The sequence below is a fragment of the Bradyrhizobium ottawaense genome (genome assembly GCF_002278135.3).
Classification (GTDB): domain Bacteria; phylum Pseudomonadota; class Alphaproteobacteria; order Rhizobiales; family Xanthobacteraceae; genus Bradyrhizobium; species Bradyrhizobium ottawaense.
In genome coordinates this window covers 6,886,199-6,903,730 of the sequence record NZ_CP029425.2, presented here as the reverse complement: position 1 = coordinate 6,903,730, position 17,532 = coordinate 6,886,199, and the positions used below count along the sequence as shown (strand labels likewise).

Sequence of the window (17,532 nt, the reverse complement as noted above, 5' to 3'; positions counted from 1 at the left end):
CGGCAGCGTGCACCTGCCGGGTAGACGGATTTCGAGCCGTCCCTTCAGGTGGTTTGTGCGCGCGCCGTAGAAAAGCGGCGCTGCGGCCTTCCGCCGGGCGTCCCCCATTCGATGACGAGTGGGGGTAGTGCCTGAAACGCCGGGCCGTTATACGCGTTCGCTCAGGCCGCCTTGGACTCGATCTGGTGCACGTTGGCCTGCGCCGCGCCATTGATGGCGATGCGCAACGGCGGCGGCGTGAACTATGTTTTTTGGGGCCCGGCGCGCGGCGAAGTTCAGCTTGTGCTTCTGCTTCTCCCAACGGGCGTTGCTTACGAGCGCCCTCCAATGCGGCCCGCTCGGCCTCGATAGCCTAGTCGAACTAGCCCAGCGAGGCTTGATTGGTTCTTCAGCTTTCTCGCCCATGAGACCGGCTCGCTAGTCTGCGGGCGGGATCGGCGGGGCCGCGTTAAGAAGCTGCGATATCGCGGTTACGATCTGAGCAGGGGCAAAGGGCTTTGCAAGCAGTAGGCTGTTTGGGACGCCCTCGGACGCCCATTCCTCCCCGTGAGTGCCGGTCATGTAGATGATGGGCATCGTCGGATCGATCTCCCGGGCAGAGCGACCGACCTTCCATCCATCGAGCTTTCCCAGCAGGTTGATGTCGGTCACGACCGCCCGGAATTTGGATTCGTCGTCCTGCCTGCAAAAGAGTAATGGCTTCCTCGCCAGACGCCGTCAGGGTGGACGCAAAGCCGCCGTCTGAAAGAGCTTCTTCGACCATAGCCCGAATAAGCTGGTCGTCCTCGACGACCAGAATCTTAACCGCATCGGTCAAAGCCAATCTCCCCCTGGCTGCCTCGTCGCAGTCGCGCGGCAGGGTAAGACGTGGTGGAACAGTAAGTTCCATAATTGAGATCCTACTAGGGTATTTTCCAGCAAGGCCGCGCCAAGCACTAGACGCTAGGAAAGAGGTTAGGCGCGTAACTTATCATGCTACAAGCCGAAGGCGGGCCAGCCAGGGTTCGAAGGGACGAGTTCATGCCAACCCTCACGGGGACAGAATCCGTGACGTCTCCCGTCGCATCGACCGGGGCAACCAGACAGGAACTTCCGTACCGGTTGAGGCAACAGTCCTTGCTGGGCGAGTTCGGCCGAACCGCGCTGCAGACCCGCGACATCGGCCAGATACTCCAACGAGCGACGCAGCTCTGTGCCCAGGGTCTCGAAACACCTTTTGCCAAGGTCCTGGAGTACATGCCGGAGGAAAAACGGTTGCTGGTGAGCGCAGGCGTCGGATGGGCGCCGGAGACGATCGGCCAGATATCCCTGGGCGTCGATCTGGAGTCTCCCGCCGGCTACGCGTTCCATACCGGCCAAATCGTCATTTCCAACCACCTGCAGGAAGAAACCCGCTTTCGAACGCCGAAACTACTGTCGGAGCACGGCATCAAGCGCGCCATCAACGTTCTCATCGCGCGGGGCGGCGAAGGTCATCTACCGTTTGGTGTTCTGGAAGTCGACAGCGCTGACTCGGGTCAGTTCGATCTCGCGGATGCTGATTTCCTTGCCGGCTTTGCGGGCCTGCTCGGCATCGCCATTGAGCGGCAGCATGCCGACGCCGAGCTCCAAAAAGCCCTCGAGCACCAAGCCATGTTGACTCGAGAGATGAGCCACCGTGTCAAGAACAGCCTGGCGTCGGTGGTAGGCCTGCTCCGCGTCCAGTCCCGCAGCGCACAGTCCGAGGAAGTTCAAAACGCGCTCAAGGACGCCGCTTCCCGCATCACGACGATCGCCCAGGTTCACGACCACCTGTGGCGCAGCACCAGGATCGGGTTTGTCGATATTGCGGACTTCGCGGGCGAGCTTTGCAGGAAGCTGCAAGAAACGCTCGCCTACAAGATTGACTGTAAGTTCGACCACCTGATGATTCCGGCGGACAAGGCAATTCCGCTTGGCCTCCTGATCAATGAGCTTGTCACGAACGCGGCGAAGCACGCCTACTCCGACAAGTCCGGCGAAATCCAGGTGGCGGGCGCGGGGCGCGGAGCCGATTTGCATGTCGTGGTAGCGGATCAGGGCGTGGGACTGCCGGCGGATTTCGATATGGACCAGCCGCGAGCGAGCCTGGGCTTCAAGGTGATCAAGAGCCTGCTTGCCCAACTCAATGGACGCATCGCGGTCTCATCAAACGAGCCAAAGGGCACAACAATCCAACTTGATGTGCCGCTCGATTAGAGGAAGTTCCGTCCATCCTACATCCCGGACCTGTCATGGCTTCACGAACTGATAGGCGAAGCGATCGGTCTCGCCCTTGATCGAGGGATCGAACACCTTCATCGAGTGCGGATCGTCCTTGTTCGCGAGCATTGTGCTTTCCGCGTCCAGTACGAAGCCGGCCGCCTCCACCTCCTCGCAGTGAGATTCATGCACTCGTGGATGCCAACGGCCTGCCGGTCCGGCTGGCGCTGACGCCCGACGAGGCTCACGAGAATCGGCTTGCCAGAAAGCGACTATCTTGTCTGAAGCGCGGATCGATGCAGCTTTCTGACGTGGCTACGACGCCGACTGGATTAAGGAGCTCGCCACGAAGAACGGCGCATGGGCCAACGTCCCGCCAACCCGATCTGCTTCGCTCACCGTGCACCAAGATGGTGCACCATGTTTTGCCGGCGCCCCACTGACCCGACAGCAAGCCATGCCCCACCGCTGGCATCAGCCGTTTGATTAGCCATGCCTTGAGCGGCCGCGGATCTGCATCCCCGTGTGAATTGTGAATAAAGTGCGGCAACTTCGGATCCTGCCGCGACGCCTCATCGATTTCGTCGAGATCATCCTCAATATCGTCTTCGTCTGGATCTGGCGCCGGTGTCTCCGGTTTAGGCGAAATTGGCTTGAGTATCTCCCGCGGCGCGTTTCGACAATTTTCTCGGGCGCCTTCATGCCGTCGAGCAGCGGCAACGCCCTATCAGTGTACTTGCTGGCGCTCCTGGAGATCTCGCGGGAAGTCGACCCTCTGCGAAATAGCGGCCGGCAACCTACTCGTTGCGTTGCCACACGCACGCTCGATGTTTCAGCGAGCGCCGTTCTCGTTGCGAAAGGCAGCAATGAAATCGCAACGAATTGGGTGAAACGACCGTGAACAAAACGGGACGAGGACGATCACCACACCAAGAAAGATCAATAACTTAGAAGATGCTCACTGCGTTCGGGACGCCGTGGTCTTAAGCCATCAGATCGCAACTTGAACCGAATGTCGGTATCGGTGGTTGCGCCTCCGCAATTTGAACCTGCGAAAATCTTGCCCGACCAGGCCGAGAACTGCGCACCGCTATGCAACCGAGCTCGGCGAATTGCTTAGCTAGGTACCGTAGATACAGGCCCTATGAGAAAACTTTTCGGTCGTTCCGTCAGTACGGTTCAACCAGAAGCATTTCGTACCGAAGTCAGCAGTTCGGACGTTAAAGTGGGTAATTCCGCATCCCTTCTTGGCCTCGGCATCGGGATGGTGCTCCAGTGCCGCTCGTAGAATCACTGTGTCATTGGCGCCAACCCGATCGCCCACGTCGTACCGGTGAAGCATGTCATTCAAATAAGCAACGGCGTCACCTCTTTTGGCGAAGTGCAGTGGGCCGAGGTCGATCGGCTTCGCGGGCATGTGAAACCTCCATTCCAATCAAGCGGTAGAATTGCTGTCCACGTCGTCGAGCGGCAGAAGCCGATCGCGTAGCTCGCGGACGATGATGACCGGGAAATCCATGGCTTCGAGCTGACCTTCGCGTTCGGTGACCCACGCCACGCATTCCTCCTTACTGAGATCGGTCTTCTCGTACAAGGCAACCGCGCTCATGCGGGAGAGACCGAGTTCCATGAGTGAGAGGAGGGTCCTCGACGAAATACCAAACTCAAGTTGTGTGCCGATGTCCAAGCCGTGATCAATCAGGTCCTCACGGTTGATCTGGCGGAGATGCATGTGCAGGACATCCATGTAGGCGGACAGATACTTCGGCGCCTTGAATCGCGCGACTTGCTCGACCAGCTCCATCGTGTTGCGGATCTGCACCGGAAGGCTGTAGGTCCTACCGGTGGTACGGTGCCACTCGATGTTCCCGCGGATCATCTCGGCCAACCTCAAGGACTCGGGCGCCTATCTGCTCACCACATTCATGCGGCTCGGGTCCATTTCGGCGGCCAGTCTCTCGAAGCGCCACGATGCCGCGTCGATGGCATATTGCCGAAGTGGAACGCGACCCCGCGTTCAACGAGCGGTGCAAGGCGGAAGTTGGGGCGTACGCCCTTCCGGGCGAGGTCGGCGAGCTGTGCAAGCTCCGGATCGATTGAGCCAGGCTGAGGCAGGAGCTGGCTAACCAGATCGGCGACATCCTCCGACTCTCCGGCGCCGTTCGTGTAGACGAGCGTTCCGCCTCTCTGGCCCGCCGCTGCGGCGATGAAGGCGAGGCGCTTCCTAAGTCCCGCTGGCGTGCTTGCGAGCTGGAGCGTTCCGACTGGAAGTGTCGAACCCTGCTGTCGGACGGTCAGGTTCCAGAGCTTCGGCTTGCGTGGGGTTTGGTTCGCGACGATCAGGTTCTGGAGAACGGTGGGAGCGTCGCTGTCGACGGCGACAGTCTGCACACCGTCGGGCGCGTCCGTTAGCAATGCCTCCGGGTTCTGTGTCGCGGGGCTGATGAATACGACCTTCAGCTTCGAGTTCGCACGGCTAGCCCGCTCTACGGCGTCCTGCAAGATCACGCCGCGTTGGCTGTCCTCGATTTTGTGCGCCTCGTCCACGATAAGCAGGTCAATTGAGAACGCGTCGCCGAGCACGTTGGCGAGAAGGTGCAGCCGCTCCTGCGTGGAGACTAGAATTACTTGCGCGCCTCCAGCGCGCGCCGCTTCGTACTTGTCACGGAGGGGAAGGGACGACACCTCGATGCGCTTGGTCTTGCCGAGAAGACCTTGGAGAGTGGTCTCGATCTCCGAAACTAACACGCGGGTAGGGGCGAGGTAGACTGCGACCCGGGTGTCACCCGCGCTTAGTTGGTCGATCAACCACTGAAGGACGAGAAACGTCTTCCCGGAGGCAGTGGGGGCGGACGCCGAGAGCCAACTTCCTCCGCCCGCATTGGCCAGAAGCGTTGCTGAAAATCGTTCACCTGCAGCCAAGCGCCGCTCGATTCCACCAGGATGGAACGGTCCATCTCGCGCCGCTGGGATTCAAGGCGCAGCGCCACACCTAGCCGTCCGGTCGAGACCGGCCGTCAGTAGGTGGCGATCGTTGGCTAGCGTGATGGCCCGGTAATTGGAGAGCTTGCCCAACAGGACAGCGCCCGCGTCCTTGAGTGCTTGATCGTCCGTCAGAGAGATCGCCGCAGTTGCGATCCGGAGCGCGGCCTCCTGGTCGATCCGTTGATCGGACCGCGCCAATATGCTGCCGGCGAGCAGCAGCCTTGGCCAATCGATCGCCACGGCAGAGGGGGCGGCGGGTTCGGGCACTAGGTTGTCAAGTTCGGTGCGCACGGTGAGTCGAATGATCGCATCGAGATCGTCGCGAATTCCTTCCTGAAGAAGCCACGACTGGAGACCGACTAGGCTCATTCCGTCTTAATCCCCATCGCTCTGAGAAATGCGGCGCGGAAGCCGTCGGCCGACGGCAGCGGGATGCAAAACAGCTCGATTTCCATCTGGTCGAGCTTCTCCGACTTGAGCCGCTCGCCGATCCTTTTGCTCCAAACGGCCAGTTCCGCGCGTGAGGCCTCAACGATCTCCTCCGCGATCGCCTTTACGTCATCTTTCGGATAGAACGGCGCGTCGAAGCCCACCAGGGCCACGCCGCAGTATTGGACCCGCTTGGACATCACCGACGACTTGTCAAAATACTTCTTCAGCGCGTCGGTGAGCGTCGCATCACTGAGGTCGGCCTTGTCGCTCAGGAGCACCAGATCGCGTTCCCTGTCGGTTTCCTCGTGTTCTGGTTCAATGAGGAAGGGAGCGAGTGAGGCGAGGCAGTCGCGGATCGCGGCTCCCGCGTCCTTGTAGATTTTGGATTCACCCCAGTAGAGCTTCGGGATGCCTTCCGGCATCACGCCAGCGTACACCCCATCGGCTCCATGGTAGTGTAGGCGCGTGTCTGTCTTGAGATCCATCTTGCACAGAATCTGAGGCAGCTTGAGGAAGCGCTCGGCCAATAAGAACAGCAGCATCTCGCCGCCCTCTCCGGTCTTCGCCAAATCGGTGAACGACCGCTTGGCGCGCTCGACGAGTTCGGCGACCGCCTCGGTGCTATTGTACTTGGCGTCGCGCGCTTTCGCTGCAGCGAGCTTCGAGCGCGGTATCGCATAGTCGACTACGGCGTTCCGCATGAACTCCGCCAGCCGGTGCGGCTGGACGCGGCCGTTTCCATCCACTGTGAGGCAATGACAGTGGATCTTGACCGAATGACCCTCGATGAGGACGTCGCGCTCCACCAACATGAGGTGAACGTCGAGTGCTTCCGGATTCCCTGTCAGCGCGGACGTGAGATCAGTCGCGGTGATGGTCGACAGACGGCCTACCCCCTTGTTCGTACGCCCGTCTGCCCCCAGACGAGTCAACCCATAATTGTAACCACCTAGACCTCCGCAGTCCATGTTCGGCGGGAATTGCCATCGAATCCGCGATGATCGCGAGCGGCGCTTTCATGCGCTGCGGACTAGACCAAAGCCTTCACGCGCGTCGTCGCTGTTGCTCGCAAGTCTAGAGCAGCATCGCATGCTCTTTACGAAAACATGCTCGGCAATAACGCGCCTGCCGTCTGCTCTTGGATGGTTGGCTTCTCGGAAACGACTGACCAAGGTAGGAGCCGATGTGCCCCTATTGTGCCCCCGCTTTTTTGGGGCACATTACAGGGGAAGCCAGCGACTAAATCATTGAATTCAGGTTTGAAATGGTGGGCGCACAAGGGATCGAACCTTGGACCTCTCCCGTGTGAAGGGAACGCTCTCCCGCTGAGCTATGCGCCCGGGACCATCATGCAGACGGCCGGACCTGTTCGGCCGGCCGGCGCATCGGAGCCCGCGATTTAGAAGTGCGGGCTTAAGGTGTCAAGTTTCCAGGCGCCGCGGGGGGCGGAAAACCTTGGCCCGGTCGCGCAATTCGCAAGGGAGACCGGATTTCGGGCTGCTTACGCGCCCTGCTGGCGGGCCCGGGAGGCGTGGGCCTGCAGCGCCCGGATGCGCTCGGCCAGCGTTCCGCCGCCTTCGGGCAGGCTCGGCGCGCCATTGGTCGCGGCGTCGTTGGCCGGGCGCGGCGCCGGCTTCGGCGGCTGGCCGGCCTCGGCCGCCAGCAACGCCTCGATCGGGGAGTTCGGGCCTTCGAGCTGCATCGCGAGTTTTGCCACCTCGGCGGCGATGTCGTTGATGCGCTCGCGGAGCAGCGCGTTCTCCATGCGCTCGGTCGCCCAGGAGCTTTCCGCCTGCTGCTGGATCGCGTTGATGTCGCGCTGGAGTTTGGCGCGCTCGTCGCGGGCGGTGCGCAGCTGTTCCTCCAGCGCAGTCTTTTCCGCGCGCAGCGCTTCCATGGCGGCCGACGACTTGCCGCCGCTCAAGGCCGCGATCTCGACGCGCAGCTCCTTGACGGTGCGTTCGGCGCCTTCATTGGCCTGGCGGAGCTGGTTGTTCTCATAGTCGCGCTCGGCGAGCAGCTTGCCCTGCGTGGCGAGCCGTCCCTCGAGGTCGGCGACGCGGCTCGACAGCATCTCGGCTTCCTTCACCTGTCCGATCAGCTGGCGATCGAGCTCGGTGACGCGCTGGCTCAGATTCTCGACCCGGCCGCGGGCATCGCCGAGCTCGCGCGAGGCGGTCTCGGATTCGGTGCGCTCCTGGGCGAGGCGGGCTTGGGTGGCGGCAAATTCCTTCTCGGCATCGCCGACGCGGTTCTTCAATTCCTCGATCTGGGCGCGCACCGCGACCAGCTCGACCTGGCGGCTCTCCGCCATCATCGAGCGGTCGGACAGTTCGGAGTTGATCTTGGCGAGCTCGTTCTGCTTGTCGGTCAGCGCGTTCTCGGCGGCGCGCAGGGCTTCGGTCTTGGCGTTGAATTCCTCTTCGGTGGCGCGGAGCTGCTCCTTCACCGCCTTTTCGCGCGCCTCCAGCGCGAAGATCGTGGCGTTCTTCTCGCCAAGCTCGATCTTCATGCGGTTGATGGCGTCGCTCTTCTTGCCGAGCTCGGCGAGCTGGCTGGTGGTCTTGTTCTTGAGCTGATCGACGCTCATCTCGAGCCGCCGCGCCGACATGGCGAATTCAGCGCGGAGCTGGTCCTTGTCGGCCTGGATCTCGGCCATCGACAGCGGCGTTGCGGCCTCCAGCCGGCGCGTGGTCAGGCGCACGGCGCGGTTATGCACCAGCGGCACGATCGCGAGCCCGCACAGCATCGAAAGCAGGAAACCGATCGCCAGGTACATGATCGGTTCGACCATGGGGCAGAACTCCCAAGCTTAAGGAAAAATTCACCAACGACCATGCCATGGCGACCCGGCAAAAAGCCAGCCCCGGCCTGTCGTTAACCTTGATCCGTAAGCCCGATGGGAGAGGAAAACCCTAGAATGGGTTCCAGGTCGCACGCGGCGTGTATTTGAGGTAGCCGATATTGGCGCCGAGCCTGAGGCCGAGCCCGGAGCGGATCGGCACCAGCACGATGTTGTTGGCGGTGAGCGCCGTCATGCCGAAGCCGCCGATGATGTAGGCCGAGCCGTCGAGGCCGGCAAAGCGCTGGTAGATCGCGTTGGTGGCGGGCAGGTTATAGACCAGCGTCATGGTGCGCGCGCCGTCGCCGCCCCAGTCGAAGCCGAGCGAGGGGCCCTGCCAGTAGACGCGCAGATCCCCGGCATTCTTGGTGTAGAGCGTGCCTTCGCCGTAGCGCAGGCCGGCGACGAACGCGCCGGAACCTTCCTCACCCAGGATATAGCCGTTGGGCAGACCCCATTGGCTGATCGCCTTCTCGATGATCGAGGCGAGCCCGCGCGAGACGTTGCCGAAGAAACGGTGTCCGGCGCCGACGAGCTCGTCCGGCCCATAGGTGCTGGGCGTCGGGGTCCGCTGCGGCGGCGGCAGATTGGGCGGCGGCGCCTGCTGGGCGGAGGCCGGCACGATCCAGCCGACCATCGCGGCAAGCGCGAGCGCAGCAAGGCGTGATGCGAAAGTCATAAAAGAACCCCTGGTACCGAAACCGGTCGCTTCCTTAACCTGACGCCAACAGGCGAGGCTCTAGGTTGCGCCGGATGTCCCCTCGACTCGGATGTTATCCGCAGCAACTATGACGGCACAACGGCAGGAAGATAGCCCTTTGCGCCCCGGAATTGCCTTGATCGGCCTCCTCGTCTGCCTGCTGTCGGGCGTATGGCTCACCGGCCCGGTCACGCCGGCCGGGGCTGCCACCACCGAGCGGGTCGTCGTCAACCGCTTCACCGGCGTCGCCATCGAAGGGTTCGATCCCGTCGCCTATTTCGTCGCGGGGGCGGCCATGCAGGGCACGGCGGAGTTCGAGGCGAACCTCTGGGGCGCGGTCTGGCGCTTCCGCAACGAGGGCAACCGCGCCTCCTTCCTGGCCCATCCCGAAATCTATGGACCGCAATTCGGCGGCTACGACCCCGCCGACATCGCCCGAGGGGTGACCGTCGCCGGCAATCCCCGTTTCTTCGCGATCGTGGCGCAGCGGCTCTATCTGTTCAGCCGGGAAGCCAACCGCGACGCCTTCGCCGCCAATCCCGAGCGGTTCCTCTATGAGGTGGGCAAGCGCTGGCCGGCCCTTCAGGACAAGCTCGGTCAGTAGCAGCCTTCAGAGTCTTGCCAGAGTCTTGCCGCCTGCGGGTCGCCCCAGGCGATGAACTCCGGGATGATGAAGCCGCTGGCGTGCCGTTCGCCGAAGCGGAGCTGGCCGCCCTTGCCGTCGGTCACCTTGCCGCCGGCCGCGTTTACGACCGCAGAGCCGGCCCCGACGTCCCATTCGCAGGTGGGCCCGAACCGGGGGTAGATGTCGGCGCTGCCTTCCGCGATCCGGCCGAATTTCACGGCCGAGCCGACGGTCCGTCTGACGGCGTTGGGCCTGCTGTCGATGAAGGCTTCGCTCCTGGGATCGCCGTGCGAGCGGCTCACCGCCGCGATCCAGGGCTCGCCTTGCGCAGGCAGCTTGCGGGTGTGGATCGGCTCGGCCACGCCGATGGTCGCGCCGTCAAAGCTCACGCGCTCGGCGCCGCGGCCGACGATGCCGCGCCAGAGCAGGCCGAGCGCAGGCGCGCTGACGATGCCCAGCAGCGGCACGCCTGATGTCACCAAAGCGAGATTGACGGTGAACTCGTCTCGACCGGCGACGAACTCCTTGGTGCCGTCGAGCGGGTCGATCAGGAAGAAGCTTCCATCAAACGAGGGCGAGGCGAGCTGGGTCCGCTCTTCCGAAAGGGTCGGAACGTCGCCCGCAAGCTGGGCCAGGCCGTCCGCGATGATGTGGTCGGCGGCGAGATCCGCCTCGGTTACCGGCGAGCCGTCCTGCTTGCCGTCGATCCGCATCGCCGCCCGGTTGACGCTGAGGATCGCCTCGCCCGCCTTCACCACCAGCGCGGTGAGCGGCTCCATCAACCGGGATGCGGCCTCGGCGTCGATGATCCTCACCTGTGTGCCTCATTCGTCAGCAACTCTCGCCCCCTCAGTTGATTCGCCCGCAGCCCCTTTATGGCCGCTTCGAACCTATCGCAAGCTAGCTGCCACGGGCTGGCGAATGTTAGAACCCGAAGCATCCGTCAAGCATGCGTGATTCGCGGCGTCCGCCGTGCAATTTCAGGAACCCTCCAGGACCCCTTTATATGTCTGACGCCTCGTCGCCCGCGACCGCTACTGCTCCCGATATGCTCGAACTCGCAGCGCTGCTGTGCTCGCGGGTCTGTCACGATCTCATCAGCCCTGTCGGCGCCATCGTCAACGGGCTCGAAGTGCTCGACGACGATCCCAAGCCGGAAGACCGCGAATTCGCGCTCGACCTGATTCGCAAGAGCGCCAAGACCGCCTCCGCCCGGCTGCAGTTCTGCCGTCTCGCCTTCGGCGCCGCCGGCTCCTCCGGGGCGCAAATCGATCTCGGCGATGCCCAGACCATGGCGCGCGGCCACATCGAGGATGGCAAGTGCTCGATCACCTGGAATCTGCCGCGGCTCCTGCTGCCGAAGAATCGCGTCAAGCTGCTGCTCAACATGCTGGTCGTGTCCCAGCACACGATCCCGCGCGGCGGCATGCTGACGATCGACCCGATCGGCGAGGGCGAAACGATGAGCTTTCGCATCACCGCGACCGGACATAATGCGCGCCTGCCGCAGAACATCTCCGAGCTCTTGAGCGGCGAGCGCGGCCCTGCCGCGGATGCGCATGCGATCCAGCCTTATTATACGCGGCTGCTGGCGCAGGCCTGCGGGCTCACCGTGACGCTCAAGCCGGAAGGCGAAGCCATCATCATTACCGCTTCGTAAACGCGCGCAGCGCTCGGCATCTTAATCAAAACTTTACGAGGCGCTTCGGCTTGTCCGGAGCGCCTTATCTCTTTGTTGGTTCCGTTCTTTTGCACATACTCAACCAATATTAAACGCTTTGCGGTGAAGCTGGCCCCATTCCGAATAGGCGCATCACAATTCGTGCGTGCCCGCCCTGTATGAAGGCCTGTTTTCATGGATGATCTGTTGCGGGAGTTTTTGACGGAGACCAGCGAGAGCCTGGACACCGTCGACAACCAGTTGGTGAAGTTCGAACAGGAGCCGAACAACGCCAAGATCCTGGATAACATCTTCCGCCTGGTCCACACCATCAAGGGCACCTGCGGCTTCCTCGGATTGCCGCGGCTCGAAGCGCTGGCCCATGCCGGCGAGACGTTGATGGGCAAATTCCGTGACGGCATGCCGGTGACCGGGCAGGCGGTGACGGTGATCCTGTCCTCGATCGACCGCATCAAGGAAATCCTCGCGGGCCTCGAGGCGACCGAAGCCGAGCCCGAGGGGACCGACCGCGATCTCATCGACAAGCTGGAAGCGATGGTCGAGCAGGGCATGGCGGCAATGGCCGCGGGCGCTGCCGCCGCTCCCGTTGCCGAAGCTCCGCCGCTGGTGCCGGAAGCACCGGTTGCCGCTGCTGCGCCGGCAAACCTGACCTCGGGCACGCTGATCGACCAGACCCTGGAGCGCCCGCTGCGTCCGGGCGAAGTCTCGCTCGACGAGCTCGAGCGCGCCTTCCGCGAGACCGCGATCGAAGCGCCGACGCCCGCGCCCGTCGCCAAGCCTGAAGCCAAGGCCGAGCCCGCGCCGGCCGCTGAAGCGCCCGCGCCCGTTGCCAAGGAAGTCGCAAAGCCCGCCAAGGAGAAGGCCGCGCCGAAGAAGTCGATGGCCGACGAGGGCGCCAGCGAAGGCGACCGCATCGCCAACCAGTCGATCCGCGTCAACGTGGATACGCTGGAGCATCTGATGACCATGGTCTCCGAGCTGGTGCTGACCCGCAACCAGCTGCTGGAGATCTCCCGCCGCAACGAGGACACCGAGTTCAAGGTGCCGTTGCAGCGCCTGTCCAACGTCACCGCCGAGCTGCAGGAAGGCGTCATGAAGACGCGCATGCAGCCGATCGGCAATGCCTGGCAGAAGCTGCCCCGCATCGTCCGCGACCTGTCGAGCGAACTCGGCAAGCAGATCGAATTGGAGATGCACGGCGCCGACACTGAGCTCGACCGCCAGGTGCTCGATTTGATCAAGGACCCGCTCACCCACATGGTGCGCAACTCCGCCGATCATGGCCTGGAGACCCCCGCCGAGCGTCTCGCATCCGGCAAGGGCGAGCAGGGCACCATCCGCCTGTCCGCCTATCACGAGGGCGGCCACATCATCATCTGCATCGCCGACAACGGCCGTGGCCTCAACACCGAGAAGATCAAGGCCAAGGCGATCTCCTCAGGGTTGGTCACCGAGGCCGAGCTCGAAAAGATGAGCGAAGCCCAGATCCACAAGTTCATCTTCGCGCCCGGCTTCTCCACCGCAGCCGCCATCACCTCGGTGTCGGGCCGCGGCGTCGGCATGGACGTGGTGCGCACCAATATCGACCAGATCGGCGGCACCATCGACATCAAGTCGGTGGCCGGCGAGGGAAGCTCCGTCACCATCAAGATCCCGCTGACGCTGGCCATCGTCTCCGCCCTGATCGTCGAAGCCGCCGGCGACCGCTTTGCGATCCCGCAGCTCTCGGTGGTCGAGCTGGTGCGGGCCCGCGCCAACTCAGAGCACCGCATCGAGCGCATCAAGGACACCGCGGTCCTCCGTCTGCGCAACAAGCTGCTGCCGCTGATCCATCTGAAGAAGCTGCTCAAGATCGACGACGGCGCCGCCTCGGATCCCGAGAACGGCTTCATCGTGGTCACGCAAGTCGGCAGCCAGACCTTCGGCATCGTCGTCGACGGCGTGTTCCACACCGAAGAGATCGTGGTGAAGCCGATGTCGACCAAGCTGCGTCACATCGACATGTTCTCCGGCAACACCATCCTGGGCGATGGCGCGGTGATCATGATCATCGACCCCAACGGTATTGCCAAGGCGCTCGGCGCCGCCGGCTCCTCGGCCCATGACATGGGCGACGAGAACGGCGCGCATCACATCGGAAGCGGCGAGCAGACCACTTCGCTGCTGGTGTTCCGCGCCGGCTCGTCGCAGCCCAAGGCGGTCCCGCTTGGCCTCGTCACGCGCCTGGAAGAGCTGCCCGCCGACAAGATCGAGTTCTCGAACGGCCGCTACATGGTGCAATACCGCGAGCAGCTGATGCCGCTCGTCGCCATGGAGAGCGTCACCATTGCCAGCCAGGGCGCCCAGCCGATCCTGGTGTTCGCCGATGACGGCCGCTCCATGGGCCTCGTCGTCGACGAGATCATCGACATCGTCGAGGAACGGCTCAACATCGAGGTCGGCGGCTCCGCCTCCGGCATCCTCGGCTCGGCCGTGATCAAGGGCCAGGCCACCGAGGTGATCGACGTCGGCCACTTCCTCCCGATGGCGTTCGCCGACTGGTTCACCCGCAAGGAGATGAAGCCGTCGATGCACTCGCAGTCGGTGCTGCTGGTCGACGACAGCGCCTTCTTCCGCAACATGCTGGCGCCCGTGCTCAAGGCGGCCGGCTACCGCGTCCGCACCGCGCCGACCGCGCAGGAGGGCCTCGCGGCACTGCGGGCGCAGAGCTTCGACGTGGTCCTGACCGACATCGAGATGCCCGACATGAACGGGTTCGAGTTCGCGGAAGTTATCCGCTCCGACAACAATCTGGGCTCGATGCCGATCATCGGCCTGTCCGCGCTGGTGTCGCCGGCGGCGATCGAGCGCGGCCGTCAGGCCGGCTTCCACGACTATGTCGCCAAGTTCGACCGTCCCGGTCTGATCGCGGCGCTGAAGGAGCAGACCGCGGGTGCCGCCGGCGCCTCCGAGCTGAACCGGGCAGCGGCGTAAGGGCAGGACAGGGATCAGGAGAAGCAGATGAACAAGAAGACGCAAGTGGGCGAAGGCGCCATGGTCGAATACGTCACCGCGATGATCGGCGGCCAGCTGTTCGGCCTGCCGATCTCCCGCGTCCAGGACGTGTTCATGCCCGAGCGCGTCACCCGCGTGCCCTTGTCCTCGCGCGAGATCGCGGGCGTGCTCAATCTGCGCGGCCGCATCGTCACCGTGGTCGACATGCGCGCCCGCCTCGGCCTGCCGCAGCCCGAGGACGGCAAGGTGCCGATGGCGGTCGGCGTTGACCTCCGCGGCGAATCCTATGGCCTCCTGATCGACCAGATCGGCGAGGTGCTGCGCCTGCCGGAAGCCGGCATGGAAGAAAATCCCGTCAACCTCGACCCCCGCATGGCCAAGCTCGCCGGCGGCGTCCATCGCCTCGACGGCCAGCTCATGGTCGTCCTCGACGTCGATCGCGTCCTCGAGCTCGCGCCCGAGATGATGGCGGCCTGATACGGCGGCATCGTCGCCGACGGACTTGCAATTGGAAGTGCCCCCCGCAAAGGGGGAGGAAGCAGAGGTTCACATGCGAACTTGTCTCGTCGTTGATGATTCCAGCGTCATCCGCAAGGTTGCGCGCCGGATCCTGGAGGGCCTCGACTTCCAGATCCTCGAAGCCGAGGACGGTGAGAAGGCGCTGGAGGCTTGCAAGCGCGGCTTGCCCGATGCGGTGCTGCTCGACTGGAACATGCCCGTGATGGACGGCTACGAGTTCCTCGGCCATCTCAGGCGCATGCCCGGCGGCGATCAGCCCAAGGTCGTGTTCTGCACCACTGAGAACGACGTCGCGCATATCGCGCGCGCACTGCATGCCGGCGCCAACGAATACATCATGAAGCCGTTCGACAAGGACATTGTGACGGCGAAATTCCAGGAAGTCGGCCTTATCTGAGCGATCGGCCGGAGGCCGAAGGATGCTTCGGCGCTCGTTTTCAACTGTACCCTTTCAGTCTGAGTTGGTGAGTAATGAGTGTTGCGTTCGCAGGTAATTCGACCACGACCGGCTCGCGCGAAGCGGGGCCGCTGCGGGTGATGATCGTCGACGACTCCGTCGTCATCCGCGGTCTGATCTCGCGCTGGATCGGTGCCGAGCACGACATGGAGGTCGCTGCCTCGCTGCGCACCGGCCTCGAAGCGGTCAACCAGATCGAACGCATCAATCCCGACGTTGCCGTGCTCGACATCGAAATGCCCGAGCTCGACGGCATCTCGGCGCTGCCGCAGTTGCTGGCGAAGAAGCGCGATCTCGTCATCATCATGGCTTCGACGCTGACCCGCCGTAACGCGGAGATCAGCTTCAAGGCACTGTCGCTCGGCGCCGCCGATTACATTCCGAAGCCGGAATCGACGCGCGAGGCGTCGGCCGCCGACATCTTTCATCACGACCTGATTCAGAAGATCCGCCATCTCGGTGCGCGGCTGCGTCGCAAGGCCGCGGTCGCAAGCCCGCCGCTGGCGCCCGCAAGCCCGGCTCCGGCCCCGCGTAGTCCTGTTGCGCGGCCCACAGCGCCCGTTCCGGCGGTGCCTGCTGCGTCGTCAGGGGCGCTCACCATGCGCCCGTTCTCCCCTCAGGCGCCCAAGGTGCTGCTGATCGGCTCCTCGACCGGCGGTCCGCAGGCGCTGATGGCGCTCGTCACCGAGCTCGGCCCGGTGATCGACCGCTTCCCGGTGCTGATCACCCAGCACATGCCGCCGACTTTCACCACTATTCTTGCCGAGCATCTGGCGCGTTCGAGCCGTAAGCCGGCAGCCGAGGCGGTCGACGGCGAGCCGGTGAAGCCGGGACGGATTTATCTTGCGCCCGGCGGCAAGCACATGCGCGTGGTGCGCAGCGGCGCGGACACCGTGATCGCGCTCGACGACGGCCCCGCCGTCAATTTCTGCAAGCCCGCGGTCGATCCGCTCTTCACCTCCGCCATCGACATCTGGCACGGCAGCATCCTCTCCGTGATCCTGACCGGCATGGGCTCGGACGGTATGCGCGGCGGCAAGGACATCGTTGCCGCCGGCGGCAGCGTCATCGCGCAGGACGAAGCCTCCAGCGTGGTATGGGGCATGCCGGGCGCGGCGGCCAATGCCGGCATCTGCGCGGCGATCCTGCCGCTCAACCAGATCGGCGCCAAGGTCAACCGCCTGTTCGCGGGAGATCGCGCGTGACGCCGGTTGACTACGACTATCTGCGTAAGTTCCTGAAAGAGCGCTCCGGACTCGATCTGTCCCCTGACAAGCAATATCTGGTCGAGAGCCGGCTCTTGCCGTTGGCGCGCAAGGCGAGTCTGTCAGGCATTCCCGATCTCGTGCTGAAGATCAGGAACGGCGACGGCCGGCTTGCCACCGACGTCGTCGAAGCGATGACCACCAACGAGACCTTCTTCTACCGCGACAAGATTCCCTTCGATCACTTGCGCGACACCATCCTGCCGGGCCTGATCAAGGCGCGCGCGGCGCGCAAGAGCTTGCGCATCTGGTCGGCGGCGTCGTCGACGGGTCAGGAGCCCTATTCGATCGCGATGTGCGTGAAGGAGATGGGCGCAGCGTTGGCCGGCTGGCGCATCGAGATCGTCGCCACCGATCTGTCGCAGGAGGTGCTGGAGAAATCCAAGGCCGGAATCTACAGCCAGTTCGAAGTGCAGCGTGGCCTGCCGATCCAGCACCTGATGAAGTACTTCACGCAAGCCGGCGAGACCTGGCAGCTCAATGCCGACATTCGCGCCATGGTGCAGTTCCGCCAGCTCAATCTGCTGCAGGACTTCTCCCATCTCGGCACGTTCGACGTGATCTTCTGCCGCAACGTGCTGATCTATTTCGACCAGGACACCAAGGCGGTGATCTTCGAGCGGATGGCGAAGGGCCTGGAGGCCGACGGCACGTTGCTGCTTGGCGCCGCCGAATCCGTCGTCGGCATCACCGATGCGTTCCGTCCCATCACCGACCGCCGCGGTCTCTACCAGCTCAACCCCGCACGCTCCGGCCGCCCCATGGGCGGATTGATGCCGCAGCCGCTGAAGATTGCTGCGGCGAGGTGAGCT

At 63.6% G+C, this 17,532-nt stretch carries 17 protein-coding genes, 1 tRNA gene and 1 pseudogene; 9 read left to right on the top strand and 10 right to left on the bottom strand.

Annotated features, from left to right (window positions below; genetic code table 11):
* Nucleotides 1-417: 417 nt before the first annotated feature.
* Nucleotides 418-651 (bottom strand): response regulator, encoded by a 234-nt coding sequence (locus CIT37_RS32555; RefSeq protein ID WP_014497706.1) that lies wholly within the window; start codon nucleotides 649-651, stop codon nucleotides 418-420.
* Between the two features lie 369 nt (nucleotides 652-1,020).
* Between CIT37_RS32555 and CIT37_RS32550 the strand changes: the two genes are divergently transcribed.
* Nucleotides 1,021-2,217, top strand: coding sequence for a sensor histidine kinase (locus tag CIT37_RS32550; RefSeq protein ID WP_014497705.1), 1,197 nt, complete (start codon nucleotides 1,021-1,023; stop codon nucleotides 2,215-2,217).
* Between the two features lie 179 nt (nucleotides 2,218-2,396).
* Nucleotides 2,397-2,599, top strand: a pseudogene (locus tag CIT37_RS32545) (transposase); the annotation flags it as partial.
* Between the two features lie 741 nt (nucleotides 2,600-3,340).
* Here CIT37_RS32545 and CIT37_RS32540 read toward each other — a convergent pair.
* From CIT37_RS32540 to CIT37_RS32505, 8 genes are all read right to left on the bottom strand, one after another.
* Nucleotides 3,341-3,637 (bottom strand): DCL family protein, encoded by a 297-nt coding sequence (locus tag CIT37_RS32540; protein ID WP_011084973.1) that lies wholly within the window; start codon nucleotides 3,635-3,637, stop codon nucleotides 3,341-3,343.
* A gap of 18 nt (nucleotides 3,638-3,655) precedes the next feature.
* Entirely contained in the window at nucleotides 3,656-4,099 is a 444-nt protein-coding gene (locus CIT37_RS32535; RefSeq protein ID WP_231088689.1) for a hypothetical protein, read from the bottom strand.
* A gap of 44 nt (nucleotides 4,100-4,143) precedes the next feature.
* Nucleotides 4,144-5,142 (bottom strand): DEAD/DEAH box helicase, encoded by a 999-nt coding sequence (locus CIT37_RS32530; protein ID WP_014497703.1) that lies wholly within the window; start codon nucleotides 5,140-5,142, stop codon nucleotides 4,144-4,146.
* 51 nt (nucleotides 5,143-5,193) lie between these two features.
* Nucleotides 5,194-5,574: a hypothetical protein gene (locus CIT37_RS32525; RefSeq protein WP_011084976.1), complete on the bottom strand. Its 381-nt coding sequence runs from the start codon at nucleotides 5,572-5,574 to the stop codon at nucleotides 5,194-5,196.
* Nucleotides 5,571-6,569: a HamA C-terminal domain-containing protein gene (locus CIT37_RS32520; protein WP_231088509.1), complete on the bottom strand. Its 999-nt coding sequence runs from the start codon at nucleotides 6,567-6,569 to the stop codon at nucleotides 5,571-5,573. The genes CIT37_RS32525 and CIT37_RS32520 overlap by 4 nt, the downstream gene beginning before the upstream one ends.
* Before the next feature lie 333 nt (nucleotides 6,570-6,902).
* Nucleotides 6,903-6,977 (bottom strand) — tRNA-Val (locus tag CIT37_RS32515).
* A gap of 161 nt (nucleotides 6,978-7,138) precedes the next feature.
* Entirely contained in the window at nucleotides 7,139-8,431 is a 1,293-nt protein-coding gene (locus tag CIT37_RS32510) for a coiled-coil domain-containing protein (RefSeq protein WP_028144013.1), read from the bottom strand.
* A 121-nt stretch (nucleotides 8,432-8,552) separates the two neighbouring features.
* Entirely contained in the window at nucleotides 8,553-9,158 is a 606-nt protein-coding gene (locus CIT37_RS32505) for a DUF1134 domain-containing protein (RefSeq protein ID WP_018322430.1), read from the bottom strand.
* A gap of 139 nt (nucleotides 9,159-9,297) precedes the next feature.
* Here CIT37_RS32505 and CIT37_RS32500 point away from each other — a divergent pair, with 139 nt between their 5' ends.
* Complete coding sequence (locus CIT37_RS32500; protein ID WP_095425503.1) at nucleotides 9,298-9,783, top strand: YHS domain-containing (seleno)protein; 486 nt, start codon at nucleotides 9,298-9,300, stop codon at nucleotides 9,781-9,783.
* Here the strand turns inward: CIT37_RS32500 and CIT37_RS32495 are convergent.
* Nucleotides 9,777-10,583: a 3'(2'),5'-bisphosphate nucleotidase CysQ family protein gene (locus tag CIT37_RS32495; protein ID WP_095425504.1), complete on the bottom strand. Its 807-nt coding sequence runs from the start codon at nucleotides 10,581-10,583 to the stop codon at nucleotides 9,777-9,779. The genes CIT37_RS32500 and CIT37_RS32495 overlap by 7 nt on opposite strands.
* Nucleotides 10,584-10,810: 227 nt before the next feature.
* Between CIT37_RS32495 and chpT the strand changes: the two genes are divergently transcribed.
* From chpT to CIT37_RS32465, 6 genes are all read left to right on the top strand, one after another.
* Nucleotides 10,811-11,464, top strand: coding sequence for a histidine phosphotransferase ChpT (gene chpT / locus CIT37_RS32490; protein ID WP_026202749.1), 654 nt, complete (start codon nucleotides 10,811-10,813; stop codon nucleotides 11,462-11,464).
* 195 nt (nucleotides 11,465-11,659) lie between these two features.
* The gene (locus CIT37_RS32485) at nucleotides 11,660-14,458 is read left to right on the top strand and encodes a hybrid sensor histidine kinase/response regulator (RefSeq protein ID WP_109866543.1); all 2,799 of its coding nucleotides are present in this window, start codon (nucleotides 11,660-11,662) and stop codon (nucleotides 14,456-14,458) included.
* A gap of 27 nt (nucleotides 14,459-14,485) precedes the next feature.
* A complete protein-coding gene (locus CIT37_RS32480; RefSeq protein ID WP_095425226.1) occupies nucleotides 14,486-14,956 on the top strand; it encodes a chemotaxis protein CheW in 471 nt (156 codons plus the stop codon).
* 73 nt (nucleotides 14,957-15,029) lie between these two features.
* Nucleotides 15,030-15,395, top strand: coding sequence for a response regulator (locus CIT37_RS32475; protein ID WP_007600538.1), 366 nt, complete (start codon nucleotides 15,030-15,032; stop codon nucleotides 15,393-15,395).
* Between the two features lie 74 nt (nucleotides 15,396-15,469).
* Entirely contained in the window at nucleotides 15,470-16,660 is a 1,191-nt protein-coding gene (locus tag CIT37_RS32470; RefSeq protein WP_028142185.1) for a protein-glutamate methylesterase/protein-glutamine glutaminase, read from the top strand.
* Entirely contained in the window at nucleotides 16,657-17,529 is an 873-nt protein-coding gene (locus CIT37_RS32465; RefSeq protein WP_028142186.1) for a CheR family methyltransferase, read from the top strand. Before CIT37_RS32470 ends, CIT37_RS32465 begins: the two co-directional genes overlap by 4 nt.
* Nucleotides 17,530-17,532 lie beyond the last annotated feature (3 nt).

Excerpts from the sequence above, each read along its gene's own strand:
- CIT37_RS32475 (WP_007600538.1), top strand. The coding sequence starts at position 15,030 with ATGCGAACTTGTCTCGTCGTTGATGATTCCAGCGTCATCCGCAAGGTT.
- CIT37_RS32535 (WP_231088689.1), bottom strand. The coding sequence starts at position 4,099 with ATGATCCGCGGGAACATCGAGTGGCACCGTACCACCGGTAGGACCTAC.
- chpT (WP_026202749.1), top strand. The coding sequence starts at position 10,811 with ATGTCTGACGCCTCGTCGCCCGCGACCGCTACTGCTCCCGATATGCTC.
- CIT37_RS32540 (WP_011084973.1), bottom strand. The coding sequence starts at position 3,637 with ATGCCCGCGAAGCCGATCGACCTCGGCCCACTGCACTTCGCCAAAAGA.
- CIT37_RS32505 (WP_018322430.1), bottom strand. The coding sequence starts at position 9,158 with ATGACTTTCGCATCACGCCTTGCTGCGCTCGCGCTTGCCGCGATGGTC.
- CIT37_RS32495 (WP_095425504.1), bottom strand. The coding sequence starts at position 10,583 with ATGGAGCCGCTCACCGCGCTGGTGGTGAAGGCGGGCGAGGCGATCCTC.
- CIT37_RS32550 (WP_014497705.1), top strand. The coding sequence starts at position 1,021 with ATGCCAACCCTCACGGGGACAGAATCCGTGACGTCTCCCGTCGCATCG.
- CIT37_RS32480 (WP_095425226.1), top strand. The coding sequence starts at position 14,486 with ATGAACAAGAAGACGCAAGTGGGCGAAGGCGCCATGGTCGAATACGTC.
- CIT37_RS32470 (WP_028142185.1), top strand. The coding sequence starts at position 15,470 with ATGAGTGTTGCGTTCGCAGGTAATTCGACCACGACCGGCTCGCGCGAA.
- CIT37_RS32485 (WP_109866543.1), top strand. The coding sequence starts at position 11,660 with ATGGATGATCTGTTGCGGGAGTTTTTGACGGAGACCAGCGAGAGCCTG.
- CIT37_RS32525 (WP_011084976.1), bottom strand. The coding sequence starts at position 5,574 with ATGAGCCTAGTCGGTCTCCAGTCGTGGCTTCTTCAGGAAGGAATTCGC.
- CIT37_RS32510 (WP_028144013.1), bottom strand. The coding sequence starts at position 8,431 with ATGGTCGAACCGATCATGTACCTGGCGATCGGTTTCCTGCTTTCGATG.